This window comes from Streptomyces sp. NEAU-174, assembly GCF_052665095.1.
The window spans coordinates 101150-126436 of the sequence record NZ_JBQTCE010000017.1 but is presented as its reverse complement, the minus strand read 5'-3'; the positions used below and the strand labels follow the sequence as shown (position 1 = coordinate 126436).

At 71.5% G+C, this 25287-nt stretch carries 22 protein-coding genes; 10 read left to right on the top strand and 12 right to left on the bottom strand.

The genetic code is table 11. The features are described 5' to 3' along the window. Positions 1 to 277: 277 nt before the first annotated feature. From ACT2CW_RS38675 to ACT2CW_RS38665, 3 genes are all read right to left on the bottom strand, one after another. Positions 278 to 991 carry an AAA family ATPase gene (locus tag ACT2CW_RS38675; RefSeq protein WP_445519978.1) on the bottom strand — a complete coding sequence of 238 codons (714 nt, stop codon included), beginning with the start codon at positions 989 to 991 and terminating at the stop codon, positions 278 to 280. Then, a complete protein-coding gene (locus tag ACT2CW_RS38670; RefSeq protein ID WP_201854239.1) occupies positions 960 to 1505 on the bottom strand; it encodes a SigE family RNA polymerase sigma factor in 546 nt (181 codons plus the stop codon). Before ACT2CW_RS38670 ends, ACT2CW_RS38675 begins: the two co-directional genes overlap by 32 nt. 83 nt (positions 1506 to 1588) lie before the next feature. Further along, positions 1589 to 2041, bottom strand: coding sequence for a hypothetical protein (locus ACT2CW_RS38665; protein ID WP_182473672.1), 453 nt, complete (start codon positions 2039 to 2041; stop codon positions 1589 to 1591). Between the two features lie 283 nt (positions 2042 to 2324). Between ACT2CW_RS38665 and ACT2CW_RS38660 the strand changes: the two genes are divergently transcribed. The 7 genes from ACT2CW_RS38660 (at position 2325) to ACT2CW_RS38630 (ending at position 13780) form a co-directional block, all read left to right on the top strand. After that, entirely contained in the window at positions 2325 to 4937 is a 2613-nt protein-coding gene (locus ACT2CW_RS38660; RefSeq protein WP_445519977.1) for an nSTAND1 domain-containing NTPase, read from the top strand. After that, positions 4841 to 6013: a WD40 repeat domain-containing protein gene (locus ACT2CW_RS38655; protein WP_445519976.1), complete on the top strand. Its 1173-nt coding sequence runs from the start codon at positions 4841 to 4843 to the stop codon at positions 6011 to 6013. Before ACT2CW_RS38660 ends, ACT2CW_RS38655 begins: the two co-directional genes overlap by 97 nt. A gap of 46 nt (positions 6014 to 6059) precedes the next feature. After that, entirely contained in the window at positions 6060 to 7244 is a 1185-nt protein-coding gene (locus ACT2CW_RS38650) for an MFS transporter (protein WP_445519975.1), read from the top strand. 224 nt (positions 7245 to 7468) lie between these two features. Continuing rightward, on the top strand, positions 7469 to 8656 hold the full coding sequence (locus tag ACT2CW_RS38645) for a methyltransferase domain-containing protein (RefSeq protein WP_445519974.1): 1188 nt from the start codon (positions 7469 to 7471) through the stop codon (positions 8654 to 8656). A gap of 214 nt (positions 8657 to 8870) precedes the next feature. Next, a complete protein-coding gene (locus ACT2CW_RS38640) occupies positions 8871 to 11189 on the top strand; it encodes a phage holin family protein (protein ID WP_445519973.1) in 2319 nt (772 codons plus the stop codon). A 37-nt stretch (positions 11190 to 11226) separates the two neighbouring features. After that, complete coding sequence (locus tag ACT2CW_RS38635) at positions 11227 to 12639, top strand: amino acid permease (protein WP_445519972.1); 1413 nt, start codon at positions 11227 to 11229, stop codon at positions 12637 to 12639. A gap of 34 nt (positions 12640 to 12673) precedes the next feature. Next, the gene (locus ACT2CW_RS38630; RefSeq protein ID WP_445519971.1) at positions 12674 to 13780 is read left to right on the top strand and encodes a PP2C family protein-serine/threonine phosphatase; all 1107 of its coding nucleotides are present in this window, start codon (positions 12674 to 12676) and stop codon (positions 13778 to 13780) included. A 72-nt stretch (positions 13781 to 13852) separates the two neighbouring features. Here the strand turns inward: ACT2CW_RS38630 and ACT2CW_RS38625 are convergent, their stop codons facing one another. Genes ACT2CW_RS38625 through ACT2CW_RS38615 form a run of 3 tightly spaced genes read right to left on the bottom strand, consistent with a single transcriptional unit; the run spans position 13853 to position 16216 of the window. Further along, positions 13853 to 14899 (bottom strand): bile acid:sodium symporter family protein, encoded by a 1047-nt coding sequence (locus ACT2CW_RS38625; protein WP_445519970.1) that lies wholly within the window; start codon positions 14897 to 14899, stop codon positions 13853 to 13855. Continuing rightward, positions 14892 to 15335, bottom strand: a complete 444-nt coding sequence (locus ACT2CW_RS38620; RefSeq protein WP_182473679.1) for a hypothetical protein — start codon at positions 15333 to 15335, stop codon at positions 14892 to 14894. The genes ACT2CW_RS38625 and ACT2CW_RS38620 overlap by 8 nt, the downstream gene beginning before the upstream one ends. Positions 15336 to 15349: 14 nt before the next feature. After that, entirely contained in the window at positions 15350 to 16216 is an 867-nt protein-coding gene (locus ACT2CW_RS38615; protein WP_164432204.1) for an isocitrate lyase/PEP mutase family protein, read from the bottom strand. A 274-nt stretch (positions 16217 to 16490) separates the two neighbouring features. Here ACT2CW_RS38615 and proP point away from each other — a divergent pair, with 274 nt between their 5' ends. Both proP and ACT2CW_RS38605 read left to right on the top strand, forming a co-directional pair. Further along, positions 16491 to 17954: a glycine betaine/L-proline transporter ProP gene (gene proP / locus ACT2CW_RS38610; protein ID WP_445519969.1), complete on the top strand. Its 1464-nt coding sequence runs from the start codon at positions 16491 to 16493 to the stop codon at positions 17952 to 17954. Between the two features lie 139 nt (positions 17955 to 18093). Continuing rightward, positions 18094 to 18465 (top strand): nuclear transport factor 2 family protein, encoded by a 372-nt coding sequence (locus tag ACT2CW_RS38605; RefSeq protein WP_164432208.1) that lies wholly within the window; start codon positions 18094 to 18096, stop codon positions 18463 to 18465. A 58-nt stretch (positions 18466 to 18523) separates the two neighbouring features. Here the strand turns inward: ACT2CW_RS38605 and ACT2CW_RS38600 are convergent, their stop codons facing one another. Beyond that, positions 18524 to 19327, bottom strand: coding sequence for a helix-turn-helix domain-containing protein (locus ACT2CW_RS38600; RefSeq protein ID WP_445519968.1), 804 nt, complete (start codon positions 19325 to 19327; stop codon positions 18524 to 18526). A gap of 80 nt (positions 19328 to 19407) precedes the next feature. Between ACT2CW_RS38600 and ACT2CW_RS38595 the strand changes: the two genes are divergently transcribed. Continuing rightward, complete coding sequence (locus ACT2CW_RS38595; RefSeq protein ID WP_445519967.1) at positions 19408 to 19719, top strand: 4a-hydroxytetrahydrobiopterin dehydratase; 312 nt, start codon at positions 19408 to 19410, stop codon at positions 19717 to 19719. Positions 19720 to 19873: 154 nt separating this feature from the next. On the opposite strand, the gene ACT2CW_RS38590 is transcribed toward ACT2CW_RS38595, so the two are convergent. From ACT2CW_RS38590 to ACT2CW_RS38570, 5 genes are all read right to left on the bottom strand, one after another. Then, positions 19874 to 21238: a cryptochrome/photolyase family protein gene (locus tag ACT2CW_RS38590; protein ID WP_445519966.1), complete on the bottom strand. Its 1365-nt coding sequence runs from the start codon at positions 21236 to 21238 to the stop codon at positions 19874 to 19876. Between the two features lie 80 nt (positions 21239 to 21318). After that, positions 21319 to 22095, bottom strand: coding sequence for an anti-sigma factor (locus ACT2CW_RS38585; RefSeq protein WP_138916831.1), 777 nt, complete (start codon positions 22093 to 22095; stop codon positions 21319 to 21321). Further along, positions 22092 to 22676 carry a sigma-70 family RNA polymerase sigma factor gene (locus ACT2CW_RS38580; RefSeq protein WP_164432216.1) on the bottom strand — a complete coding sequence of 195 codons (585 nt, stop codon included), beginning with the start codon at positions 22674 to 22676 and terminating at the stop codon, positions 22092 to 22094. The genes ACT2CW_RS38585 and ACT2CW_RS38580 overlap by 4 nt, the downstream gene beginning before the upstream one ends. Positions 22677 to 22901: 225 nt before the next feature. Then, positions 22902 to 24077, bottom strand: coding sequence for a S1 family peptidase (locus ACT2CW_RS38575; protein ID WP_445519965.1), 1176 nt, complete (start codon positions 24075 to 24077; stop codon positions 22902 to 22904). A gap of 265 nt (positions 24078 to 24342) precedes the next feature. Then, positions 24343 to 25173, bottom strand: coding sequence for an aldo/keto reductase (locus tag ACT2CW_RS38570; RefSeq protein ID WP_432048060.1), 831 nt, complete (start codon positions 25171 to 25173; stop codon positions 24343 to 24345). Between the last annotated feature and the right edge of the window lie 114 nt (positions 25174 to 25287).

The window sequence follows — 25287 nt, the reverse complement described above, 5'->3', positions numbered from 1 at the left end:
GACTGCGGGCCTGGCCCCTCCGGGTACCCCTCTCAAAAACACTTGATCTGGCGCAACTAATAAGTCAAGCAATCTCCAGAGGGGTACCCCACCCCCGGCGGAGTTGTCCGGCGTCGGCCCGAGCCCCCGACTGCGGAAGCCGCCACCGAGCCCGACCTCCCACCGGCCCGGCGGCCGGCGACGCGGCCCGCGCCCCCCACCTGCCGCCCCCATGCTCAAACTGCGCCGAAGGCGCGAAACGGCGCCGCAGACAACCGACGGCAGACGACCCCGACGCTCATCCCAGCACATGCCGCAGATAGCTCTGCGGATCCGCGAGATACCGGCGCCAGTGATCGACCAGGGCCAGCTCGCTCCAGGCCACCCGCCGCATCCCGTGCTCGCCGACCTCGACGATGTCCGCACCGGGCAGCGCCGTCAGCAGCGGCGAATGCGTAGCGCAGATGACCTGCCCGCCGTTCTTCACCAACTCATCCAAATGGCCGATGAGTTCAAGGCAGGAGGCGAAGGAGAGCGCCGCCTCCGGCTCGTCCATGACGTACAGCCCGGGCTGGAGGAACTTGCCCCGGAACGCCGCGAGAAACCCCTCGCCGTGGCTGACCGAATGTGGGCGGAAACCCTCCCGGTGCAGCGCGTCCAACGCGGTCTCGGCGCGCAGGAAGAACCCCTTGCGTGCCGACCAACTGCCCAGCATCCGCCGCCCGCGCGGCGCCGCGTCGAAGCGGATCCGCTCACCCAGCGCCGACTTGGGGCGGTGGCTGGCGTATTGCCAGTCGTGCGAGCCGCCGTACGGGTCCAGCCCGAACCCCTCCGCGAGCGCCTCCACCAGCGTCGACTTGCCCGATCCGTTCTCCCCGACGAGAAACGTCACGGGCGCGGTGAACCGCAGCCCGTCCGCCAGCAACCCCCGCACACACGGCACGGACCAGGGCCACTCCTCCTCCTCGCGCGACCCCGGGTCAATGTGTGCGTACGCACGTTCGATAATCATCGCCCGAGTCTCTCACGTGACGCTCCAGCTCCTCGCGGAGCCGGGCGAGTGTGCGATGCAGCGTGCTCTTGACCGTTCCGGCCGACACGCCGAGGGCGGCGGCCGTCTCCTCCGTGGACATCTGCTCCCAGTACCGCAGCAGGACGACACTGCGCTGCTTCGGGGAGAGCGTCCTCATGACGTCCATCAGCAGAGCCCGGTCGGCGTGCCGCTCGGTGTCGTCCTCGATGCTCGTGTCCGGCAACTGCTCAGTGGGGACCTCCCGCAGCTTTCGGGCCCGCCACCATTCGGTCCGAGTATTGATCATGGTCCGGCGCAGATAGGCGTCGGCGAGCTGCTTGTCCGCTATGCCATCCCAGCGGTCGTACGTTCGTGCGAGCGCTGTCTGTAGAAGGTCCTGCGCGTCGAACGGGTCGGCGATCAGGCGCCGGGCAGTGCGCAGCAGAGCGTCGTGCCGACTTCGTACGTATTCCTCGAATTCCAGCGCCTCGCCAAGGTGCTCGCGCACGTTCACAGGGGGCTCCTTTCCGCCGCGCACGGGCGCCCGGCTGTGCCGGGCGCCCGTGCTGCTCCAGGATTGGTGCACGTCGGCCGCGGTCAGATGCCCTTGCCGCAGTGCCAGGAGGCGTCGCCCCAGCTGAGGTTGGCGATGCACACGCGGGACTTGTAGCCCGTGTGGTCCCAGTAGTAGCCGGTCGAGTCCTTGTCGCTACCGTTGTCCGGGACGATGTGCTGATCGGAAATCATGTTGTAGGCCCCGCCGTTGTGCTCGCGCTCCAGGATCATGGCGCAGCGGGTGCCGTTCCAGGACTGGACGAGCCCCTGGGCGAACCAGTGACCGTCGGTCTTCTTGGTGTTCATCCAGCCCTTGCAGGCGCCCCGGGTGACCACCGAGTCGGGCTCGTATCCGTCGATGTGGACGCCGTGCCGTGCCGACGCGACGGTCACCGGCCGGTCCGTGCTCACGGCATGGGCCGGAGCAGCCAGTGCGAGTCCACCGGCCAGGGCCGTAGTCACCGCCGCCAGGGCAATGCTCTTGTGTGCGTTCACGATCTTGTCCTCTCTTCATGAGCCAGGCCCCGATGGCCGCTGCCGTACGGATGCGGGCGTTGCCCACCCCCGTGGAGCTGCGTCCGTGATGCGTACGGCGCCGCCGTGGGGCGTTGCGCTTTCGAGTTCACCGGGGCCGGAATTGTTCGGCACCCCTGTTCCACCACCCCGATCAATGAGGTCAGGGCCGTGGCAGGTGATGTGCTTGCCGCCGCTTCGGCCGGTGCGTAGCTTGGCGGCGGTCAATCCGTCTCCGGGGGGAGGCGAGAGGGGGGAGTGACCGATGGCGGGGCGTCCTGAGAGTCCGCTGGACCCGAGCGCGGGTCCGGTGCAGCGGTTGGCGTCCGAGTTACGGAAGCTGCGGACGGAGGCCGGAAGCCCCACCTATCGAGCCATGGCCGCGCGCACCGGCCACGGGGCGAGCACGCTGTCCGAAGCGGCGTCAGGGGAGCGACTGCCGACCCTCCCGGTGATGCTGGCCTACGTGGAGGCTTGCGGTGGCGACCCCGAGGACTGGGAAGAGCGCTGGCGGCAGGCGACCGCGGAAGAAGCCGCCGAGCCACGCTCCGACGACGCCGCAAAGCCTCCGTACCGGGGACTGGCCCGGTTCGAACCGGACGACGCGGCCCTGTTCTTCGGCCGCGACCAGCTCATCGACGACCTGCTGCACCTGACCGCCCAGCACCGGATCACCGCGGTGGTCGGCGCCTCCGGCAGCGGCAAATCCTCCCTGCTGCGCGCCGGCCTCATCCCCCGACTGCGCACCACCGACGACGCGGACTTACGCCCGGCCGCCCTGCGGGTCATCACCCCCGGCGCCCGCCCCCTGCCCGACCACGGGCGGCGGCTCGTTCCGAAAGAGGGTGAAGAGGCGGATACCTGGCTGGTCGTGGACCAGATGGAAGAGCTCTACACGCTCTGCGCCGATCCGGCAGAACGCACCCGGTTCATCGACCGCATCCTGAGCGCCCAGGCCCCCGACAGCCGACTACGGGTACTGATCGCCGTACGAGCCGACTTCTTCGGACACCTGGTCGGCCACCGCCCCCTCGCCGATGCCCTGCGCGACGCCACCCTCCTGGTGCCGCCCATGAACCGCGACGAACTCCGCGAGGCCATCGTCAAGCCCGCCCAAGCCGCAGGTCTCATCGTCGAACGCGCCCTGACGGCCCGCATCATCGACGAGGTCGACGGCGAACCCGGCGCCCTGCCCCTGATGTCCCACGCCCTGCTGGAAACCTGGTACCGCCGCAAAGGCCGCGCCCTCAGCCTGACCGCCTACGAAGCGGTCGGGGGCATCCACGGCGCCGTCGCCCAGACCGCCGAAGACCTCTATACCGACCTGTCTTCCGACCAGGCCGCCTGCGCCCGTCGGATCCTGCTGCGCCTGGTCACCCCGGGAGAGGGCGCGCAGGACACCAGGCGGCCCGCACCCCGGGAAGAACTGGAGACAGCCACCTCCGCCACCTCCGCCGCTACCGCCGCCGTACTGGAGCGGCTGGTGAAGGCGCGACTGGTCATTCCCGACGGCGGCACGGTGCACCTCGCCCACGAAGCCCTCATCGCCGCCTGGCCCCGGCTACGGAAATGGATCGACGACGCCCGCGAACGCCTGCGCCTGCACCGCCAGCTCACCGAAGCCGCCTACAGCTGGCAGACCCTCGGCCGTGATCCCGGCGCGCTCTACCGCGGCACCCGACTCGCCGCCGCCGAGGAAGCCTTTCCCACCACCGACGCGAGCGGTGACCTCACCCCACTGGAACGTGACTTCCTCACCAGCAGCTCCACCGCCCGCCACCAAGAAGAGCAGGCAGCCGCCCGCACCACCCGACGCCTGCGCCAGTTCACCACCACCTTGTCGATCCTGCTCGCCCTCGCCCTGACCGCCGGACTGATCGCTTGGCAGCAGTACCGGACCAGCGAGCAACAACGGCACCAGGCGCTCACCGCCCAGCACAACGCGCTCTCCCGACAACTGGCCGCACAGTCGGCCGGCCTCCTGTCATCCAACCCTGACCTGGCTTCGCTCTTGGCGGTCCAGGCGTACCGGATCAGCCCCACAAAGGAAGCCAGAGCTGACCTGTTCGCCGCCGCGGCTCTTCCCCTCGAACGACGGTTCACCGGTCACACCGACTATGTGTCGTCGGTGGCGTTCAGTCCTGATGGCCGGACTGTGGCCAGCGGCAGCGACGACATGACCGTACGGCTGTGGGATGTGGCGACGGGCAGGCCCCGCACGACCCTCATCGGGCACACCGATACCGTGAACTCGGTGGCGTTCAGTCCTGATGGCCGGACTGTGGCCAGCGGCAGCGACGACAAGACGGTCCGGGTGTGGGATGCGGCGACGGGCAAGCTCCGCGCCACGCTCAGGAATACCGACTACGTGTCGTTCGTGGTGTTCAGCCCGGACAGCCGCACTCTGGCCGACGGCGTGGGAAACGACGCGGTGGGGACGGACGGGAAGGTCCAGCTGTGGGATGTGGCGACCGGTAGGCCCCGCACCACCCTCCGGAATGCCGACTCGCGACGCCGGTGGCGTTCAGCCAGGACGGTCGCACTGTGGCCGCCGGCGACGGCACGACCGTGGGGTCGTGGGATGTGGCGACGGGCAGGCTCCGCACCACCCTCGCGAACAACTCCGAGGGTCCGGTGGTGTTCAGCCCGGACCGCCGCACCCTGGCCAGCGAATTGGACGGAAACGTTCAGTTGCGGGATGTGGCGACCGGCAGGCTCCGCACCACCCTCCGGGACACTGACTACGGGACGCCGGTGGCGTTCAGTCCGGATGGCCGCACTATGGCCGGAGTCGGCGGCGACGACAGGACCGTGCGGGTGTGGGACGTGGCGACGGGCAGGCTCCGCACCACCTTCATCGGGCACACCGCGACGGTGACGTCGGTGGCGTTCAGCCCGGACGGTCACACCTTGGTCAGCGGCAGCTACGACAAGACGGTGCGCCTATGGCGCCTGACGACCAGCAAGAGGCTGCGCACCACCGTGCACGAAGGAGCCGAAGTGGAGTCGCTGGCGTTCCATCCGAACGGCCGCGCCCTGGCCGGCGCCGGTGGCGATGCAAAGATTCACTTGTGGGACGCGGCGACGGGCAGGACCCGGGCCACTCTCACCAACCACACCGGTGCCGTCCACTCGGTGGCGTTCAGCCCCAACGGCCGCACCCTCGCAAGTGGCGAGGAGAGCGGGAAGATCCGGCTGTGGGACGTGGCGTCCGGCAGACCCCGCACCAGCCTGCCCGGAAGGGCCGAAGTGGAGTCGGTGGCGTTCAGTCCGGACGGCAGTACCTTGGCCGGCGGCGGCGCCGACCAGGCGATTCGGCTGTGGGATGTGGCGACCGGCAGGCCCCGCGCCACCCTGACCGGGCACACCGCGACGGTGACGTCGGCGGCGTTCAGCCCGGACGGCCGCACCGTGGCGGGCGGCAGCGAGGACACGACCGTGGGGCTGTGGGACGCGGCGACCGGCAGACTCCGCAGCACCCTCACGGACATCGATTCCAGTGGGCCGGTGGCGTTCAGTCCGGACAGTCGCATCCTGGCCAGTGGTGGGAGTGACGGGAAGATTCGGTTGTGGAGCGCGGCGTCCGGCAGGCCCCGCACCATCCTGATCGGGGATACCGCCTCTGTGACGCCGGTGGCGTTCAGCCCGAGCGGTCGCATCCTGGCCAGCGGTGACGACGATGGAAAGATCCGGTTGTGGGACCTGGCGACCGGTAAGCCCCGCGCCACGTTGACCGGGCACACCGCGACGGTGACGTCGCTGGCGTTCAGCCCGGACGGCCGTACGCTGGCCAGCGGCAGCGACGACAAGACAGTCCGGCTGTGGGATGTGTCTCTCCCCGACCCGGCCTCCTCCATCAGAAAGGTCTGCCGAGCCGTCCATAGGTCCTTCACCGCAAGTGAAAGGTCGCTCTACCTGCCAGAACAACCCACTGGCCCAGTGTGCCGATCATGAGGCGCGAGGCTTCTCCCGGGTCAGCATCCCGTGATCGCATACGGCGATGCGCGCCTATGCGGAACTGATGCGTCATGGGTCGGCCCGGCGGCTGATGCTCGCCTCCACCACCGGAAAGCTGGGCTTCGCCGTCTTCCCCCTGGCCACCGTCCTGCTCGGACATGGCTCTTCGGGCTCGTTCCTGGACGCGGGGATCGTGGCCGGGGCCTGGAGCGTGGGAGGCACGGTGACGGCGCCGTTCCGGGGCAGGCTGGTGGACCGTCATGGGCAACGGTGGCCGATGGGGGCCATGGCCGTGCTCACCGCGCTCGCCGTGGCCGGTCTGGTGACGGCTACGGCGACCACACAGCTGGTGCTCTCCGGCGCGCTCGCCGGGGCGAGCGCACCGCCCATCGTGGCGAGCACACGCTCCCTGTGGGCGCGGGCCGTCCCCCACGACCTGCTGCGCGGCGCTTACGCGCTCGAAGCCGTCCTCACCGAGGTGACCAAGATCTGCGGCCCGCTCGTCGCGGCAGCGGCGGCCCTGCGGTCTCCTCGGCTCGGGGTGATCGTCGCCGGGGCGCTCCTGGTAGCGGGCTCGTGCCTGGTGATGTCCCACCCTCCGGCCCTCTCCGCCCGCGCAGCCTCCGCTCCGGACACCGGCAGCCGTGGCGTACTCGGCTCGCCCGCGCTGCGGCTGCTGCTTCTCACCAACGTCTGCGCCGGAATCTGCCTCGGGGCACTGACGGTCGGCCTTCCCGCCCGGGCCGCCGAGAGCGGTTCGGCGGCGGGCGCGGGCTGGATGTTCGCCTGCCTGGGCCTGGGCAGCGCACTCGCCGGCGCACGCTTCGGCACCCGCGACCGCGCGGCCCCGCCCGCCACCGGCTATCTCACCGCCCTCACCTGGCTCGCACTGCTCCTGGCCCTCCTGGCTGCCATATCGGCACCCCCGCTCATGGCGATACTCCTCACCCTCGCCGGGGCGGCGTTCGCACCCATGACCGTCTGCCTGTTCGAGCTGCTGGACGCACACGCGCCCCGTGGCACGGCCGTTGCGTCCATGATGTGGATGGTCGCGGGCGAGGAACTCGGCATCGCCGCCGGGACCATGGCCACCGGAGCCTTGGCCCAGCAGGCGGGCGCCTGGCCGACCCTCGTCCTCGCGGCAGCGGCTTGCGGACTCGGCGCCACGATTACCGCACTGCGGATCACCGAGCTGGCCCGCGAGGAACGATCCACCTCTGACGAGTGACTGAGCTCGAGCGCGTTCCTAGTGGCGCACCCTATGGTGATGAGGGGCGCGGCTTCGACGGGGTGGGCCGTCTGACTGGTGGGGAGAGCGTTGATGTCGCGGATCGTCCGGGGCCGAAACGATGGCGGAGACAGTGACAAGCTGCCTGGTCAGCCCTACCCCGGGCCGCATCCGTCGCCGACGCCCGACGGTGGGCCCGGCGTGCCGAACCCGCCCAAGGTCGCATGACGTTCGAGGGCATCGCCCGGCCTGGGCGGGCCGCGTTGGGGAGGGTGCTGCTCGGTGCGGGGGTGATGGGGGAGGACTGGGCGCCGACCTTCGCCGCTGTTGACCGGGCCGCGTTTCTGCCGGAGCTGATGTGGCCGTTCGACACGGGGACACAGGGGGCCGTCGCCGTCGACAAGGCGCAGGAGCCGGACGCCTGGTTCGCCGCCGCCGACAGCGATGCGCCCATCGTGACGCAGTGGGACGACGGCGGGCACACCGGCCCCGCGCCGGGGCGGGTTTCGACCAGTTCGTCCTCCATGCCCTCCGTCGTCTATGCGTTGTTGCGGGACCTGACCGTGGACGAGGGCATGGCCGTGCTCGACGTGGGCACCGGCACGGGCGAGACCGCCGGGGCGCTGGCGCATCGTTGTGGCGGCCGTAAGGTCACCACGGTCGAGGTGGACCCCGACGTGTCGCGTCATGCGCGCGGGCGGCTGGACACGGCCGGGCTGCATCCGCACGTCGTGCTCGGAGACGGTGCGAAGGGCTGTGCGGGCAACGCGCCGTATGACCGGGTCCTGGCCACCGTCGGCCTCCGGGAGATCCCCAGGGCGTGGATCGAGCAGACGCGGCCCGGGGGCCTGATCGTCGCCCCGTGGGGCACGCATTACACCCACGCGGACGCCGTGGCCCGGCTGGTGGTGCGCCGGGACGGGACGGCGTCGGGGCGGTTCACCGGGCCCGTCGAGTTCATGAAGCTGCGCGGCCAGCGGCTGTCGCTGCCGCCGCACGGCGCCTACGTCCCGGACGAGGGCGCGGGCAGCGGTGGTGCCGTTGCGTCCACCACCGGCATCGCCGAGGAGCAGTTCCTCGTCCCGCCGTACTCCGCCCTCCCCTTCGCGCTGGGGCTCCGGGTACGGCATTGCGTCCAGGTCGTGGCCGCCCCGCACGAGGGCGCGCGAGCCGTGTGGTTCTACGGGCTGACCGACCGTTCCTGGGCGTGCGTCGTGTTCCGTGCGGGGGAGGCGGAGGCGCGGGTGTGGCAGGCGGGGGAGCGGCGGTTGTGGGACGAGGTGGAGGGCGCGTACGGGTGGTGGGTCGGTCGGGGGAGGCCGGACCACAGTCGTTTCGGCCTCACGGTCGGGCCGGGCCCCGCCGGTCAGCGGGTGTGGCTGGACGATCCGGCCGATTGCTGGGAGTCGTAGCCCGGTCGTTCCTGGGCGCCGTAGCCCGGCCAAGCCCCGGGCCCCGTAGCGCCGAGCGCTACGCGTCGCGCTCCTGGCGAACTGATGGGCTGCCGTAAGCGGAATCGATCCGTCCCGGTAACCCGCTGGCCGCCGGGTCGCGGGGGCGCTGTGCCACGCTTGAGGCCGGTTCGTGCGCATGGCGCGGACCGGTGACGCGAAGTGAGGGCGCGGCGTGCAGAAGCCCCGATGGAAGACCGTGGGGGGAACCCTGCTGCGGGTGGCGGCGGTGTGGGCGGTGTCCACGCTCACGATGCTGGCGCTCGCCGGGATCCTCCCCGACTTCCGCTTGAAGTCAGGTGACGGTGACACCGCGACGCAGATCGCCATCACGGCGGCCAGCGGCGCGGGGGCCTTCGGGGTGCTCAGCGCGCTGGTGTGGCCGCTGCTCGTACGGGCGTTGCTGCTGATGCCCGCGTTGGTGCTGGGGCTCCTGGTGTTCGTGCTCAACGGCTCGATGCTGCTGATCGCCCTCAGCGTGAACCCGGACGGGCGCGGCGCCGCCGAGCCGGAGACCGCCGTCGTGGTGGCGGCCGTGATGTCCGCCGCGTCGTCGGCCACGAGCACCTTCCTGACCGTGCGGGACGACGACGCCTACCGGCGGCGGCTGGCGCGGCTGGCCGTGCGGCGCAGGCGGCGGCTCGGCGAGGACGGGGGGAGCGACGAGCCCCCGGGGACGGTGTTCCTCCAGCTCGACGGGGTGGGGCACGCGGTGCTCCGGGAGGCGCTGCGGGAGCGCGAGAACCGGCCACCGGTGATGCCCACCGTCGCGGGCTGGCTCCAGAGCACCCACAAGGTCACACCCTGGCGCACCGACTGGTCCAGCCAGACCGGCGCCAGCCAACTCGGCATCCTGCACGGCTCCAACGAGGACGTGCCCGCCTTCCGCTGGTACGAGAAGAAGAGCGGGGAGGTGATGGTGAGCAACCGGCCGACCAGCGCGGCGGTGCTCCAGCGCCGCGCCGCCGCCCGGGCGGGACACGACGGACTCCTCACGGTGGACGGGGCCAGCCGGGGCAACCTCTTCACCGGCGGCGCCGATCAGCTGGCGCTGGTCCTCTCGGTCGCGGCGCGGCGCGGTAAGCACAACCGCTCCCGCTCCGGCTACTTCGCGTACTTCGCCGACCCCGCCAACGCCACCCGCACCGCCGTGTCGTTCCTCGCCGAGGTGGTCCGGGAGATCTGCCAGTCCACCCGCGCCAAGCTGCGCCGCGAGACGCCCCGGGTGAAGCGGGGCGGGCTGTATCCGTTCATCCGGGCGTTCGCCACCGTGGTGGAGCGGGACGTCGTGGTGACGGCGGTGATGGGGGACATCCTCTCCGGCCGTACCGCGATCTACGCCGACCTCGTGGCGTACGACGAGGTGGCGCACCACTCGGGGCCGCGCAGCCGGGACGCCCGGCAGGTGCTCGCCCGGCTCGACCGCTCCATCGCGCTGATCGCCAAGGTCGCCGAGCACGCCCCGCGCGACTACCGCATCGTGCTGCTGTCCGACCACGGGCAGAGCCCCGGCGAGACCTTCGCGGGGGCGTACGGGCTGAGGCTGGAGGACCTGGTGCGGGCCGGTTGCGGTCTGCCCGTCTCGCGGCGGGCCGGGCGGACCCCGAGCGGGGCGGAGGCGCGCGAGGCGGGGCGGGCGGCGCTGCACCGGCCGGAGAAGCCCGGGGTGGACGGGGACGGGTGGTGCGGGGGGCGGGAGGCCCCCGCCGGTGCCGGTGGCGCCGATGACACCGCCGTCTCCGATCCCATCGTGCTCGCCTCCGGGAACCTCGGCCTGATCTCCTTCCCCGATGTACCGGGGCGGATGAGCCGCGAACAGATCGACGCCCGCCACCCCGCGCTGCTGCGCACACTCGCCGACCACCCCGGCGTGGGCTTCGTGCTCGTACGGTCCGAGGCGCACGGCGCGGTGGTGCTGGGCGCGGACGGGGCCGAGCACCGGCTGGACACCGGGGAGGTCTTGGGGACGAGCCCGCTCACGGTCTTCGGGCCGGGCGCCGAGAGTGCCGTACGGCGCACCGCGCACTTCCGGAACACCCCCGACATCATGGTCAACTCCGCCTACCACCCGGCGCGCGGCACGGTGCACGCCTTCGAGGAGCAGATCGGCTCGCACGGCGGGCTCGGCGGCGAGCAGGGGCACCCCTTTCTGCTGTGGCCGGCCGAGCTGACCCCGCCGGTGGCGGCGGGGGATGAGCTGGTCGGGGCCGAGCGGGTGCACCAGGTGCTGCGGCGCTGGCTGGAGGAGGCGGACGGGCCCCAGGTGCCGGAGAAGGAGGCGGCGGCCGCCCCCGTGGAGGTCGCGGCGACAGAGGCCCCGGCCGCCCCGGAGGCGTCGGCGGCGCAGACCCCGGCGGCGGCCGAGGTGCCCGCCGAGCCACGGCCGGCCACGGCGTCCGACGCGGCGCGCACCGTGCAGGATTCCCGGTGGGACGGCGCCCCCGCCGCACCATTTACCGTGGTCAGCCGGGTCGTGCCGAACAAAACCCGGTGATTTGGGTGCTCTCTACACCTTCTGTGACCATATTCCTATGCACGACCAGCCCCACCCCCGCCGCTTCGGCCTGCCCACGGCGACCGCGCTCGTCATGGGAAACATCATCGGCGGCGGCATCTTTCTGCTGCCCGCGTCCGTCGCCCCGTTCGGCACCCTCAGCCTGCTCGCCTTCGGCATCCTGACGCTCGGCGCCATCGCGCTCGCGCTGGTCTTCGGGCGGCTCGCCGAGCGGGACCCGAGCACGGGCGGGCCGTACGTACACGCCCGCGCGGCGTTCGGCGACTTCGCCGGGTTCCTGTCGGCCTGGTCGTACTGGACGATGACCTGGGTCAGCAACGCGGCGCTCGCGGTGGCGGCGGTCGGCTATGTGCACGTCCTGGTCCCCGGCCATGACTCGAAGGGCGTGAACCTGGCCGTGGCGCTGCTGGCGCTCTGGCTCCCCGCGCTCGCCAACCTCGCCGGGACCCGCTGGGTGGGCGCGGTGCAGCTGGTCTCCACGGTGCTGAAGTTCATCCCGCTGCTCTTCGTTGCCGTCGTCGGCCTCTTCTTCTTCGACCCGCACAACCTCGGCTCGTTCAACGAGGGCGGCGGCAGCGCGCTCGGCGGTCTGTCGGCGGCGGCCGCGATCCTGCTCTACAGCTATGTGGGCGTGGAGTCGGCCTCGATGAGCGCGGGCGAGGTGCGGGACCCGGAGCGCAATGTGGGACGGGCGAGCGTGCTGGGCACGGTCGGCGCGGCCGTGGTCTATCTGCTCGGCACGGTGGCGGTCTTCGGCACCGTGGCCCACCGGGACCTGGTGGGCTCCACCGCCCCCTTCTCGGACGCGGTCGACGCGATGTTCGGCGGTGGCTGGGGCGGCACGCTGATCGCGCTGGCCGCCGTGGTCTCGATCGTCGGCGCGCTCAACGGCTGGACGCTGATGAGCGCGCAGGCCCCGTACGCGGCCGCGCGGGACGGGCTCTTCCCGGCCGCGTTCGCCACCAAGCGGCGCGGGGTGCCGACGTTCGGCGTCATCGTCGGCGTGCTTCTGGCGTCCCTGCTCACCGTGGTCAACTACACCTCCGGTGCGAGCGGGCTCTTCGAGATCCTCGTGCTGATCACCACCTTCTCCGCGACGGTCCCGTATCTGCTGGCGTCGGGCGCGCAGCTGTACTTCCTGCTGTCCGGGCGCCGCGAAGAGGTGCGGACGGGGCGCTTCGCCCGGGACGTGGTGCTCGCGCTGGCGGGCTTCGGCTTCGCGTTCTGGCTGGTCGCGGGCGCCGGATACGCGGCGGTGTACCAGGGTGTGCTGTTCCTGTTCGCCGGTGTGCTGGTGTACGTGTGGATGGCGGCGCGGCGGACGAGCCGGGCGGGAGTCAGCGACGTCACGGAGACCGCCGAGGTCACGGCGGTCGGCCCCGAGGTCACGGCGGCGGGCCCCGCGCTCACTGCCGACAGCACCGTCTGAAGCACCTTGCCCGTATCGGGTGTAAGCATGAGTTATGCGCGTTTCGCCCGACCTCACCCGCATCGGAGGGGAAACGCGGTCGAGCAGGGCGCTGTTCGCCGTCCCGCTCATGCTCATCCTGGCGGTCACGGTGATCGACCTCAACGCGCCGCCGACCGTCCACCTCGGCCCCTTTCTGATCGCGGCGCCAGCGATCACCGCGTCCTTCGCGGGCGCGGGTGGTACGGCCGTGATCGGAGCCCTCGCCGTGGGGGCTCAGATCATCATCGGTGTGTTCCACGGCGGTCTGATGACCGCCAACCACCAGGCGCAGATCGTCGCGCTGATCGTGATCTCGGGGCTGGTGGCCAGCTTCCGCTACGCCACCGACCGGCACCGGCGGCGGCTGAGCCAGGTGCGCTCGGTGGCCGTGGCCGCGCAGGAGGTCCTGCTGCGGCCGCTGCCCGAACGGATCGGGGAGCTGAGGATCGCCTCGCTGTATCTCGCGGCCGATGAGGAGGCGCAGATCGGCGGCGATCTGTACGCGGCCGTCCGCACCGAGGGCGCGACCCGGCTGGTCATCGGGGACGTACGGGGAAAGGGGCTGGCCGCGATCGGTGACGCCGCCGTGCTGATCGGGGCCTTTCAGGGGTCCGCGTACCGCAATCTCTCGCTGCCGGGCATCGTCTCCCACCTGGGCAGCGCCATGTGCTGGAACTGGCGCCACGTCGGAGGTGAGGAGCGGCACTTCCTGGAGTCCTTCGTGACCGCCGTCGTGCTGGACGTCTACGACGACGGCCCGGTGACGGGGATGGTGAACTGCGGCCACCCCCCACCACTGCTGCTCCACAAGGGCGAGATCGCGACGCTGGAGGTGGACGAGCCCGCGGTGCCGCTGGGCCTCGAGGAGCCGAAGGAGCGGGACTACCAGGTCGAGATGTTCCGCTTCGAGTACGGCGACCTTCTGGTGCTGCACACCGACGGCGTCGTCGACGCCCGGAACGAGAGCGGCGCCTTCTATCCGCTCCCGGAGCGGCTCGCGGTCTGGAAGGGCGGCAGCCCGCAGTCGCTGGTGGACTATCTCCACGCCGATCTGCTCCGGCACACCGGCGGGGTCGTCAACGACGACGCCGCCATCGTGGTGATCGCCCGCTGCGCCTGAGCCGCGCGCCTGAGCGGCGGCCCCGAGCCGCGTGCCTGAGCCGCCACGGCTGAGGCCGCCGCCCTCCCGGGTCTACCCCCTCGCCTCCGTGATCTGGACGCGTTCCCCCTGCGCGGAGGCGGGCTCCGGCGCCCGCCGGGACCACCGGCCCGCGATGATCGCGCACACCATCAGCTGCAACTGGTGGAAGAGCATCAGCGGCAGGATCACCGGCCCGGCCGCGTCCCCGAACAGCACCGCGGCCATGGGCAGCCCCGTGGCCAGGGACTTGTTGGAGCCGCAGAAGACGATGGTGACGCGGTCCGCCCGGCGGAAGCCCAGCCGCCGCGCGGTGAACGACGTCGTGGCGAGGGCCAGCCCCAGCACGGCCGCGGCCATACCCAGCAGCGCCACCAGCCGGACCGGGGTGATCTGGTTCCAGATGCCCTCCGTCATGCCCCGGCTGAACGCCGTGTAGACCACGAGCAGGATCGAGCCCCGGTCCAGCAGGGCCAGCACCTTCTTGTGGCGGCCGATGAACGGCGCGGTCCAGCGGCGCAGCACCTGCCCGGCGAGGAAGGGGAGCAGCAACTGGGTGGCGATGGCCAGCAGCCCGTTCGCCGAGAAGCGGACGTCCGAGCCGATCAGCCAGGCCGCTAGCAGCGGGGTGACGATCATGCCGAGCAGGCTGGAGTACGTCCCCGCGCAGATCGCGGCCGGGACATTGCCCCGGGCGGTGGAGGTGAGGGCGACCGACGACTGGACGGTCGAGGGGACTACACACAGGAAGAGCAGACCGGTGTAGAGCTGGTCGGTGAGGAGGAACGGGGCGAGGCCGCGCGCGGCCAGCCCCAGCAGCGGGAAGAGCACGAAGGTGCTCGCGCCCACCACCAGGTGCAGCCGCCACTGCCGCAGCCCGTTCAGCGCCTCGCGGGTGGACAGCCGCGAACCGTAGAGGAAGAAGAGCAGCCCGATCGCGATGTCCGCGGCGTCGCCGACGGCCGTGGCCGCCGCCCCGCTCGCGGGCAGCAGCGCCGCCAGCGCGACCGTCCCGAGGAGGGCGGCGACATAGGGGTCCACCGCCCTCCCGAGCCGGCCCGGCCACGACGGCGGCCAGGACCTCCGTCTCACATCAATCACCGCCTCCGGCCTGCCACGGCGGGTGGCCGATCCGCGGCAGCATCCGGTCCGCACCGGCGATGTCGCCCGCCACGACATCGATGGCGCCGCCGCCCCCGTCGTGGTCGCTGCCCGCCGTGCCACGGCTGAGCAGCAGGGTGTTGAGGGTGCGGTCGACTTCCAGCCAGGAGTCGGCGCCGGAGTTGTCGACGACCACGAGGCCGTTGTGCTGGTCGGAGGAGGCCGGTGCGGCCTCCTCCTCCAGTTCGCCGTCCTCGTCGTGCGGGGCGCCCGCGGGCGGCGGCGACGCCTTGGCGGCGGGGGCCGCGGGGCCCGCGCACAGCACGCCCGCGGTGGCCGCGAGGAAGAGCCCCACCGTGGACGGACGGATCGGAAGGATGTCCTTGCGGGGCTTACGGCGCCGGCCGGGGCCGGGCCCGAGGAGGGTCGAGGTCATGCGCGCGACCCTCGTCATCCGACCCGGGCGGGCTGACGGTCCCCGTGGTGCCTGCTGATGTTCCGCTCCAGCAGCTCCGTGGCGCCCTTGACCCCGATGGCCCCGGTCTTATGGGTGTCCGGCAGCCGCCCGTCCGCCATCTTGAGATCGCTCAGCGCCCCGTCGATCGCGCCATGGGCGGCGAACAGGCACGGAGTGCTGTAGATGGCGACGTCCACCCCGAGTTCGGACAGCTCGGACAGCGAGAGCCGCGGCGACTTCCCGCCCGCGATCTGATTGAACAGCAGCGGCTTGTCGCCGATGACCTTACGGACCTTGCGGATCCACTCCACGCTGCGCACCCCGTCGACGAGGACGACATCCGCGTCGGTCTCCGCCAGCGCGGCCGCCCGCCGCAGGATCTCGGACTCCTCGGTGGCGTCCGTACGCGCCACCACCACCAAGTCCGTCCTGCTGCTCAGCACCAGCTGGAGCTTCTCGAGGTACTCCTCGAGCGGCAGGATCAGCTTGCCGTCGGCGTGGCCGCAGCGGCGCGGGCGCCGCTGGTCCTCCAGGATTACCCCGGAGGCCCCGGTGCGCTCCAGCCGCTGCACCACATGGCAGGCGACCTCGGGGTCCACATAGCCGTCGTCGATGTCCACGAGCAGATGGTGTCCGGGGAAGGCCAGCCGCAGCCGCTCCACGAAGGCGAGCATGTCGGGCCAGGCGATGAAGCCGATATCGGGAAGCCCGTAATGCGATGCGGCGAACCCGAATCCGGATACGAAGAAGCCGTTGTAGTGCTGTGCGGCGATGGACGCCGAGTACATGTCGTAGATGCCGATGAGAGGAGTGGTGGGAGAGGAGCTGACGGCCTTTCGGAGGGCATTGCCGTAGAGCATGATGTCCCCTTGAGTTCGGCGCCTCTCGGCGCTGCGTGACGGGTTGTGCGATTGCCTGGATAGGTCTGGCGAAGGCCAAGAATCGGTAAAGCAACCGCCGGGCTCCTGAAGATGCCCGGCCCGGCTCGGGCCGGGGTCGAACGTTCCTTGAGCGCCGTGGCCCTCGTCGTGGTCCTCGTCGTGGCCCTCGTCATGGGTGGTCCGCGACACGCCGGGCATGCCGCGGCGGTCGCCGGGTATGCGCAACAAGCCTGTCCACTGAAAAGAGTTGCTTGTGCCTGTCCAAACCGATGCTGAAGCCTCCGCGTCCGCGCCCTCCCGGCACCGCCTGCTCTGGCGTGCCGTCCAGCGACGCAAGAACCCTCCACTGCGTCGGAGCGACATCACGGTCACCGAGGAGAGCACCGTCCGGAAAGCGGTGAAGGCCGCCGCGCTGGGAAACGCCATGGAATGGTTCGACTTCGGGATCTACAGCTATCTCGCGGTCACCATCGGCAAAGTGTTCTTCCCGTCCGGCAATGGCACGGCCCAGGTTCTCTCCTCGCTCGCGACTTTCGCGGTGGCCTTTCTGGTCCGTCCGCTGGGAGGTTTGTTCTTCGGGCCGCTGGGCGACCGGATCGGCCGTAAGAAGGTCCTGTCCTTCACCATGATCATGATGGCGTCCAGCACCCTCGCCATCGGACTCATCCCCGGCTATGCCACCATCGGCTTCTGGTCGCCCGCGCTGCTCATCCTGTTCCGTATGCTCCAGGGTTTCTCCACCGGCGGGGAATACGGCGGCGCCTCGACCTTCATCGCCGAATACGCGCCCGACAAGCGCCGTGGCTACTTCGGCAGCTTTCTGGAGTTCGGCACGCTGATCGGCTACACCTCGGCGGCCGGACTGGTGACCATCCTGACCGTGACGCTCGCCGACTCCTCGATGGACTCCTGGGGCTGGCGCATTCCGTTCCTGGTCGCCGCGCCGATCGGGCTGGTCGGCCTGTATCTGCGGCTGAAGCTGGACGACACCCCCGCGTTCCAGAAGCTGGAGGACGAGGGCTCCACCAACGCGGCCGAGCGCGAAAGCCTGCCGTTCTGGCAGGTGTTCCGCACCCAGTGGCGTGCCATGGTGCTGTGCATCGCGCTGGTCGCCGCGTACAACATCACCGACTACATGCTGCTGTCCTACATGCCGACGTATCTGTCGGACACCCTCCACTACAGCAGCACCAGCGCCCTGGTCTCGATCATCATCGTGATGCTGGTGCTGATGGCGGCCATCACCTTCGTCGGCCGGTTCTCCGACCGCATCGGCCGCAAGCCCGTGCTGATGGCCGGCTCGGTCGGCTTCCTGGTGGTCGCCGTGCCCTCCTTCCTGCTCATCAAGCAGGGCGGGATCGTCCCGGTCTTCGCCGGGCTGCTGCTCCTGGGGCTGTGTCTGCTGCCGTATGTGAGCGTGATGTCCGCGTCGCTGCCCGCGCTCTTCCCGACGAATGTGCGCTACGGCTCGCTCTCCATCGCCTTCAACATCTCCGTCTCGCTCTTCGGCGGCACCACGCCGCTGGTGACCGAGGGGTTGATCAGCAGCACCGGGGACGATCTGATGCCCGCCTACTACACGATGCTCGCGGCGGTCGTCGGCATCATCGCCGCCGCCGTGATGAAGGAGACGGCCCGCAAGCCGCTGGAGGGCTCGCCGCCCGCCGTGGCCACCAAGGAGGAGGCCATCGCGCTCGTGGAGTCCCAGCGGTCCTGAGTCACCCCCGGCCTCCATTACCTCGGCGGTAATCGACCCCCGCGCACGGCGGCGGCAGGGTTGAGGCATCGGGTTCCGGGCCGGCGCCCTCCGGTCCGGGATCCGTTCCCACCAGGGGATTTCATGGAGGAGTGACCAGATGACGCAGTACGACACCGCCGTCGCCCGCTACTTCGAGGCATGGAACGCCACCGGCCCCGAGGCCCTCGCCAAGGCCGTGGCCGCCGCCTGGACCGAGGACGGCGGCTACACCGACCCGCTGGCGCAGGCGCGCGGCCATGAGCAGCTGGCCGCCGTCATCGCCGGGGCGCAGGAGCAGTTCCCCGGCCATGAGTTCCGGCTCACCGGCGCCGTGGACGGCCACCACGACATGGCCCGCTTCACCTGGGAGCTGGTCTCCACGGCCGACGGCTCCGCCCCGGTCGCCGCGACCGATGTGATCACCCTGGCCGAGGACGGCCGGATCCGCTCCGTCCTCGGCTTCCTGGACCGGGTCCCCACGGCCGGCTGAGACCGCGTCCCCGCGAGCGGCTGAATCCGCGTCCGCGAGAGTGGCTCAAACCGCGTCCCTACGACCGGCTGAAGCGGGCCAGGGCGGCGGCGGTCTCCGGGTCGGCCGGGAGGAAGGTCTCGATGGCCAGCTCGGAGACCGTGACGTCCATGGGGGTGTTGAAGGTCGCGATCGTCGAGATGAACGACAGCACCCGCCCGCCGTGCTCGATCATCATCGGCAGCGCGAAGGGCGGGGTGTCCCCGGCGGTCGCCGTCTCCCGGCCGCCGGTCTCGGGCAGCGGATAGGCCGCCACCTCGTCGTACAGCGCGCGCAGCGGCGAGGAGCGCAGCAGCGCCAGCTGCCGGTCCATCTGGTCCAGCAGATGGCCACGCCACTCGCGGAGGTTGCGGATGCGCGGGGCGAGCCCCTCGGGGTGGAGGGTGAGGCGCATCGCGTTCAGCGGGGGCCGCAGCAGCTGCTCCGCCACCCCCTCCAGGAGCGCGGCGATGCCACGGTTGGCCGCCAGCACCTCATAGGTGCCGTCCACCACGAGCGCCGGATACGGCTCATAGCCGGTCAGCAGCCGCTCCAGGGAGTCGCGCAGGGCGCTCATCGACGGGTCGTCCACCGACCGCTCCGGATAGTGCGGGGCGTAACCGGCGGCGATCAGCAGGGCGTTGCGCTCGCGTACGGGGACGTCGAGGTGGTCGGCGAGCCGGAGCACCATCTCCTGGCTGGGCCGCGACCGGCCGGTCTCGATGAAGCTGATGTGGCGGGCCGAGGAGTCGGCGCGCAGCGCGAGCTCCAGCTGGCTGATCCGGCGGCGGTCCCGCCACTCGCGCAGCAGTGTGCCCACCCGGGGCGGCGCGGCAGTCGTCATGACCCGAAGGTAGCCGACGCCGGGCGGGGGCCATGGCAGGGTGGAGGGGCCACCGGTCACCCGCGACGAAGGGATGTGTCATGGCAGTCGAGCCGCTCACCGACCAGGAGATCCAGCGACGTCTGGAGCAGCTTCCCGGCTGGTCGTTCGCGGACGACCGGCTCTCCCGGACGTATGTCTTCAAGGGCCATCCACAGGCGGCCGGGATGGTGGCGGAGATCGCCACCATCCAGGAGGAGCTCGGCCACCACTCGGACCTCACCCTCGGCTACAACAAGGTGGGCGTCACGGTGAACACCCACAGCGCCGGCGGCAAGGTGACCGCGCTCGACTTCGAGCTGGCCGGCCGGATCGAGGAGATCGCCCCGCAGCACGGCGCCCGCGCCGACTAGGGGGTGTCCGGCGGATCTTGGCGCCTGCGGCGGGCCGCGCGGCGGAGCCGCATATCGATGCTGCCCCCTCCCCGCCCCTTCCCGCACCATTTCGATATGCGGCTCCGCCGCGTGGTCCGTCGGACACCCCGTAGACCGGCCGACGGTCCCGAGGTCACCCCCGGGCGTGCCGGAAGCGGGCCAGCCCCTGCTGGAGGTCCACGATCGGGTCCGGGTAGTCGAGCCGGTCCCGCTCGGCCTCCGGCAGCCGCCAGGGCGTATGGACGCCGGGACCGGTCACCCCGGCCAGCTCCGGCACCCAGCGCCGCACATACGCGCCGTCCGGGTCGAACCGCCGGGCCTGCGCCAGCGGGTTGAGGACCCGGTTCGGGCGGGTGTCGGTCCCGGTGCCCGCCGCCCACTGCCAGTTCAGCTGGTTGTTGGCCACATCACCGTCCACCAGCAGCTCCAGGAAGTGCCGGGCGCCGATCCGCCAGTCCTGGTAGAGCGTCTTGGTGAGGAAGCTCGCCACCAGCAGCCGCGCCCGGTTGTGCATCCAGCCCTCGTGGCGCAGCTGCCGCATCCCCGCGTCCACCAGCGGATAGCCGGTGCGGCCCGCCGTCCAGGCCGCGACCTCCGCCGCGTCCTCGCGCCACCGGTCGCCCCGCGAGCGGTAGTCGGCGTACGAGGCGTCCGGCCGGGCGGCCAGCACCTGGTGGTGGAAGTCCCGCCAGGCCAGCTGCCGTACGAAGGCGTCGGCGCCCGCGCCGCCCGCCGCCCGCGCCCGGTGCACCAGCTCCACCGGGGAGAGACAGCCGAGGTGCAGATACGGGGAGAGCCGGGAGGTGGCGTCGCCCGCCAGATCGTCCTGCCGGTCGGCGTAACTCCGCAAGCCCGACCGCCACCAGGAGCGCATGCGGCGGCGGCCCGCCGTCTCGCCGCCCGCGGGCAGCCCGGGGGAGGGGCTGCCGGATGCGAGCGAGGTGACCGCCGCGACCGGCTCCGAGCGCAGCCCGGACGGCACCGTCAGCGTGCGCGGCGCGCTCAGCGGCTTCCGCAGCCCCGCCCGCCGCCAGGCGCGGAAGTACGGGGTGAAGACCGCGAAGTGGTCCTTGCCCGCCGGGGTCACCTCGCCCGGCTCCACCGCCGTCACCACCGCGCCGTGCACCCGCAGCCGCCGTCCGTCCGCCACCAGCGCCTCGCGCAGCCGCCGCTCGCGGCGGGCGGCGTAGCCGCTCACCCCGCCCGCGATATGCACCTCGGCCGCGTCCGCCTGCCGCGCCGCCCGCAGGATCTCCGCCACCGCGTCCCCCCGGCGGACCACCAGCCGGCCGTCGCGCTTGCGCAGCCCCGCGTCGAGGTCGGCCAGGGCGTCCGCGAGGAACGCCACCCGGTTGGGGACCGCGAACCCCGTCCCGGCCAGGCCGCGGTCCACGACGAACAGCGGCACGACCCGCTCGGCGGAGCGCAGCGCGCCGCACAGCACGGGGTTGTCGGACAGCCGCAGATCGGAGGTGAAGACGGAGAGGGACGTGCTCATCCCTCTCCCTTACCCCACCCGGCCCCCGGAAGCGGCGGCTTCGTGCCCCGTGTCACCTGATATCGGCTGATACGGCCCGCTCACGCCGAGGGGAACGTCAACAGGACCAGCGGATCGCTCGTCGGGGCCTTCGACCCTCCGGCGGGCTCGACCGTCACCCCCATGGCCGACGCCTTTCCGACCGCGCCGCTCATGACCGCCGCCGCGCTCCGGCCCGAGGAGTCCATCAGACCGGCCGGGCGCATCGTGCCGCCGTCGCTGAACCACAGCTGGTAGATCCGCCCGGCGGGCGGCTCGGGCAGCCCGGAGGCGAGGAACACCGCCTTGTTCAGCCCGCGCGAGACCACCACCGTGCCGGTCGAGCCGTCCGTCATCCGGCCGCTGCGGCTGTGCGCGTCGGGCGCGGCCAGCACCTGGGTCAGCTCCTCGGCCTGGGCCACTCGCTGCTCGGAGCGGCGGGCGGTGTCCCGGGCGTCGGACGCCTGCCGGTACTGCCACACCGCGGCCCCGCCGCACACGGCGGCAGCGGCCACACAGGCGGCCAGCGCGAAGTTCATCGCCCGCCGCCCGGTGCGCCGCCGGGGGCCCGCGTGGGACTCCCGGGCCTCCCGCGCCGCGACCCGGGGCGGCTCCTGGCGGACCGTGGCGATCCGCCGCAGCACATCGTCCTTCATCGTCGGCGGCGGGGTCAGGGCCGTGGCCACCGCCAGCTTGGTGGCGGTCTCCCGCAGCTCCCGTACCTCCTGACGGCAGGCGTCACAGACCGCCAGATGCCGCTCGAACTCGCTCAACTCCCGCCCCGACAGGGCGTTCACCGCGTACGCCCCGGTCAAGGTGTGCAGATCCGCTCTGGTCATGCGCCGACCCCCATGCAGTCCCGGAGCCGGATGAGCCCGTCCCGGAGTCTGGTCTTCACGGTCCCGAGCGGCAGCGACAGCAGCTCCGCCACCTCACGGTAGGAGCGGCCCCGGTAGTAGGCGAGCGTCACCGACTGCCGCTGGAGCTCGGTCAGCGTCCGCATGCACCGGCGCACCTGCTCGCGCTCCAGCCTGGCCTCCACCTGCTCGGTCACCTCGTCGAACGCCGGGGTACGGGACAGCAGCGCGGCGCGCTCCTCGCGGTCGGAGGCGGCCTGCGCCGAGCGCACCCGGTCCACGGCGCGCCGGTGCGCCACCGTCATGATCCAGGACATGGCGCTGCCCCGGCCCGGTTCGAACCGCGCCGCGGACCGCCACACCTCGACCAGGACCTCCTGGGTGACCTCCTCGGCCTGGGCCGGGTCGCGCAGCAGACTGCGCGTCAGCCCCAGGACCGGCCCGCTGACGGCGTCGTAGAGGGCCGCGAACGCGTTCTGGTCCCCCCGGGCCACCATCTGGAGCAACTCTTCGAGGTCCGGTCCGCGCGCGGCGGGTCCGCCGATGTACACGGGTTCTCTCACGGGCCGTCCTTCCGGGAACGATGCGGCGCACACGGAGGTGTCGTACCTCATTCGTCGCCCGGACGGGTGCGGATTGGTCAAGGTGCTCCGAACACGTCAAGGTGTGCCGGTGAACGTCGAGGTGTGCTGGTGAGCGTCGAGCAGCGCCGGCCACGTCAAGGCGTGCCGTTCGCACGCGTGAGGCCGCCGCGGTCCGCTCGACCGCGGCGGCCCCGGCGCCCGGCGTCAGCCGGTGGTGAGGGTGAGCCCGTAGGTCGTCAGGATCGGGTTCACCGGCTGGTAGTACGTCGTGCCGCCGACGGTGCAGTCGCCGGAGCCGCCGGAGGTGACGCCCTGCGCCTCGCTGCCCGAGATGAACGGGCCGCCGGAGTCGCCCGGCTCGGCGCAGACATTGGTGCGGGTGACCCCCCGGATCGTGCCCTGGGGGTACTGCACGCTGGTGTCGTGCTGCTGGATGGTGCCGCAGTGCCAGCCGGTCGTCGAGCCGGAGCGGCAGACGGACGAGCCCACCGGCGCTTCCTGGGAGCCGGTGACGGTGACGTTGGTGCCCTCGGGGCCGATCACCCACGGCTGCGGGGTCCAGTCGGCGTTGGTGGCCACCCACGCGTAGTCGTTGCCGGGGAAGCTGGAGCCCTGGAAGGTGCCCTGCGCCACCCGGTTGAAGCCGGCGGTGGTGTCGCCCTGGCTGCCGCAGTGGCCGGCGGTCACGAAGCCGTTCTGCTCGGCCTTGGTCACCGAGAAGCCGATCGAGCAGCGGGCGGCGTCGTTGATGTAGAACGCCTCGCCGCCGCGCAGGTCGTACAGCGGGCTCGGCCGCTCGGCCGACTCCACGACCCGTACCACCTCGCGGTCCGCGCCGCTCGCGGCGACGAAGGCGGCCGCCTCGGTGGGCTCGGCCGACTGCACCACGACGCTGTTGGTCTTGACGTCCACGTACCAGGCGGAGGCGACATCGGTGGCCGGGGGACGCTCGGAGGCGGTGCGGTCCAGGGCCTGCTTGGCGTCGACGAGGTCCTTGAGGCTGTGCTTGACGACGGCGGGCTTGGCGCCGCCGGCCGTGATGGTGGCGCTCTGCTCCTCGTCGGTGGTGGCCACGGTGAGTTCGGCGGTGTTGCCGGACACCCACGCGCCGCCGTAGGAGCTGCCCAGGCTCTTGCGCAGCCCCGGTTCGGCCTCTCCGGCCCGGTACTCGTTGGATATCCGCATCCGCGCCTCATCGGCCGTCAGGCCCAGATCGCGCTGCATCGAGGCCAGCATCTCGGGGGGCACCTCCCTCCGGGGGCGGGGGGAGGGTTCACCGGGGTCGGCCACCGCGGGTATGCCGCTCCCCAGGAAGAGGGCGGCTATCGCGACGGTGCAACCGGCGGCCAGCTCAAGGCCGTGACGGCGTCTGCGGGACATCTTCGGTCTCCTCGATTAGGAAAGTGGTCACGCTGTGTGCCCATCTGGGCGCCAAGCGTAATTGCCGAAGACGTGCCTCGCTCGGTGGGCCGCGTCGGCCACCGCGTCGGCCCCGTACGGGGGTCATGCGCCCGGGATATGCCAGGACGGTGAGTGGCGGTGGCGGTGGCGGGGTCGGTGGCGGTGGCGGTGGCGGTGGTTACGGGTCCGCCCCGCCGCGGGGACGCGACGGGGCGGAAGGGCTCGGCCCTTGACGGTCTCGGACTCAGCCGTTGAAGGTCTCGGGGTCGAAGCCCAGGCGGACGCCGGTCTCGAGGGAGTCGATCGCCGCCAGGTCCTCGGAGTCCAGCTGGAAGTCGAAGACGTCGATGTTCTCCTTGATCCGCGACGGGGTCACGGACTTGGGAATCACCACATTGCCGAGGTCCAGGTGCCAGCGCAGCACCACCTGGGCCGGGGACTTCCCGTGCTTCTCGGCGATCGCCGCCAGCTTCGGGTCCTCCAGCAGGCCCTTGCCCTGGCCGAGCGGGGACCACGCCTCGGTGGCGATGTCATGGCGGGCGTTGAAGGCGCGCAGCTCCGCCTGCGGCAGCTGCGGGTGCAGCTCGATCTGGTCGATCACCGGGACGACCGAGGTCTCGGAGAGCAGCCGCTGGGTGTGGGCGGGGTGGAAGTTGGACAGGCCGATGGCCTTGGCGCGGCCCTCGGCGTAGATCTTCTCGAACGCCTTCCAGGTGTCCACGTACTTGTCGACCCCGGGCAGCGGCCAGTGGATCAGGTAGAGGTCCACATACTCCAGGCCCAGCCTGGTCAGCGAGGCGTCGAAGGCGCGCAGGGTCGAGTCGTACCCCTGGTCGGAGTTCTGGAGCTTGGTGGTGACGAACAGCTCGTCGCGCGCGATGCCCGACGCGGCGAGCCCCTTCCCCGTGCCCTCCTCGTTCCCGTATATCGCGGCGGTGTCGATGCTGCGGTACCCGGCGTCCAGTGCGTTGCGCACCGCGATCTGCGCCTCGTCGTCCGGGATCTGCCAGACACCGAAGCCGAGCTGCGGCATCCGTACGCCGTTGTTGAGCGTGATGAAGGGGACCTTGCTCACGAGCAGTCGATCCTTACGTCGGATGTGGATTGCGTCCTTCCAACTGTTACAACGATCAACTGCCTGCCGTGATTCCCGTTCACCAGGGACTTCCGCTACCGGGGATTCCGTTAC

What these genes read in the sequence shown, in the direction of transcription:
- ACT2CW_RS38675 (WP_445519978.1), bottom strand. Translation starts at nt 991, where the DNA reads ATGATTATCGAACGTGCGTACGCACACATTGACCCGGGGTCGCGCGAG.
- ACT2CW_RS38660 (WP_445519977.1), top strand. Translation starts at nt 2,325, where the DNA reads ATGGCGGGGCGTCCTGAGAGTCCGCTGGACCCGAGCGCGGGTCCGGTG.
- ACT2CW_RS38655 (WP_445519976.1), top strand. Translation starts at nt 4,841, where the DNA reads ATGGCCGGAGTCGGCGGCGACGACAGGACCGTGCGGGTGTGGGACGTG.
- ACT2CW_RS38650 (WP_445519975.1), top strand. Translation starts at nt 6,060, where the DNA reads ATGCGCGCCTATGCGGAACTGATGCGTCATGGGTCGGCCCGGCGGCTG.
- ACT2CW_RS38645 (WP_445519974.1), top strand. Translation starts at nt 7,469, where the DNA reads ATGACGTTCGAGGGCATCGCCCGGCCTGGGCGGGCCGCGTTGGGGAGG.
- ACT2CW_RS38635 (WP_445519972.1), top strand. Translation starts at nt 11,227, where the DNA reads ATGCACGACCAGCCCCACCCCCGCCGCTTCGGCCTGCCCACGGCGACC.
- ACT2CW_RS38630 (WP_445519971.1), top strand. Translation starts at nt 12,674, where the DNA reads ATGCGCGTTTCGCCCGACCTCACCCGCATCGGAGGGGAAACGCGGTCG.
- ACT2CW_RS38620 (WP_182473679.1), bottom strand. Translation starts at nt 15,335, where the DNA reads ATGACCTCGACCCTCCTCGGGCCCGGCCCCGGCCGGCGCCGTAAGCCC.
- ACT2CW_RS38615 (WP_164432204.1), bottom strand. Translation starts at nt 16,216, where the DNA reads ATGCTCTACGGCAATGCCCTCCGAAAGGCCGTCAGCTCCTCTCCCACC.
- ACT2CW_RS38605 (WP_164432208.1), top strand. Translation starts at nt 18,094, where the DNA reads ATGACGCAGTACGACACCGCCGTCGCCCGCTACTTCGAGGCATGGAAC.
- ACT2CW_RS38600 (WP_445519968.1), bottom strand. Translation starts at nt 19,327, where the DNA reads ATGACGACTGCCGCGCCGCCCCGGGTGGGCACACTGCTGCGCGAGTGG.
- ACT2CW_RS38595 (WP_445519967.1), top strand. Translation starts at nt 19,408, where the DNA reads ATGGCAGTCGAGCCGCTCACCGACCAGGAGATCCAGCGACGTCTGGAG.
- ACT2CW_RS38590 (WP_445519966.1), bottom strand. Translation starts at nt 21,238, where the DNA reads ATGAGCACGTCCCTCTCCGTCTTCACCTCCGATCTGCGGCTGTCCGAC.
- ACT2CW_RS38585 (WP_138916831.1), bottom strand. Translation starts at nt 22,095, where the DNA reads ATGACCAGAGCGGATCTGCACACCTTGACCGGGGCGTACGCGGTGAAC.
- ACT2CW_RS38575 (WP_445519965.1), bottom strand. Translation starts at nt 24,077, where the DNA reads ATGTCCCGCAGACGCCGTCACGGCCTTGAGCTGGCCGCCGGTTGCACC.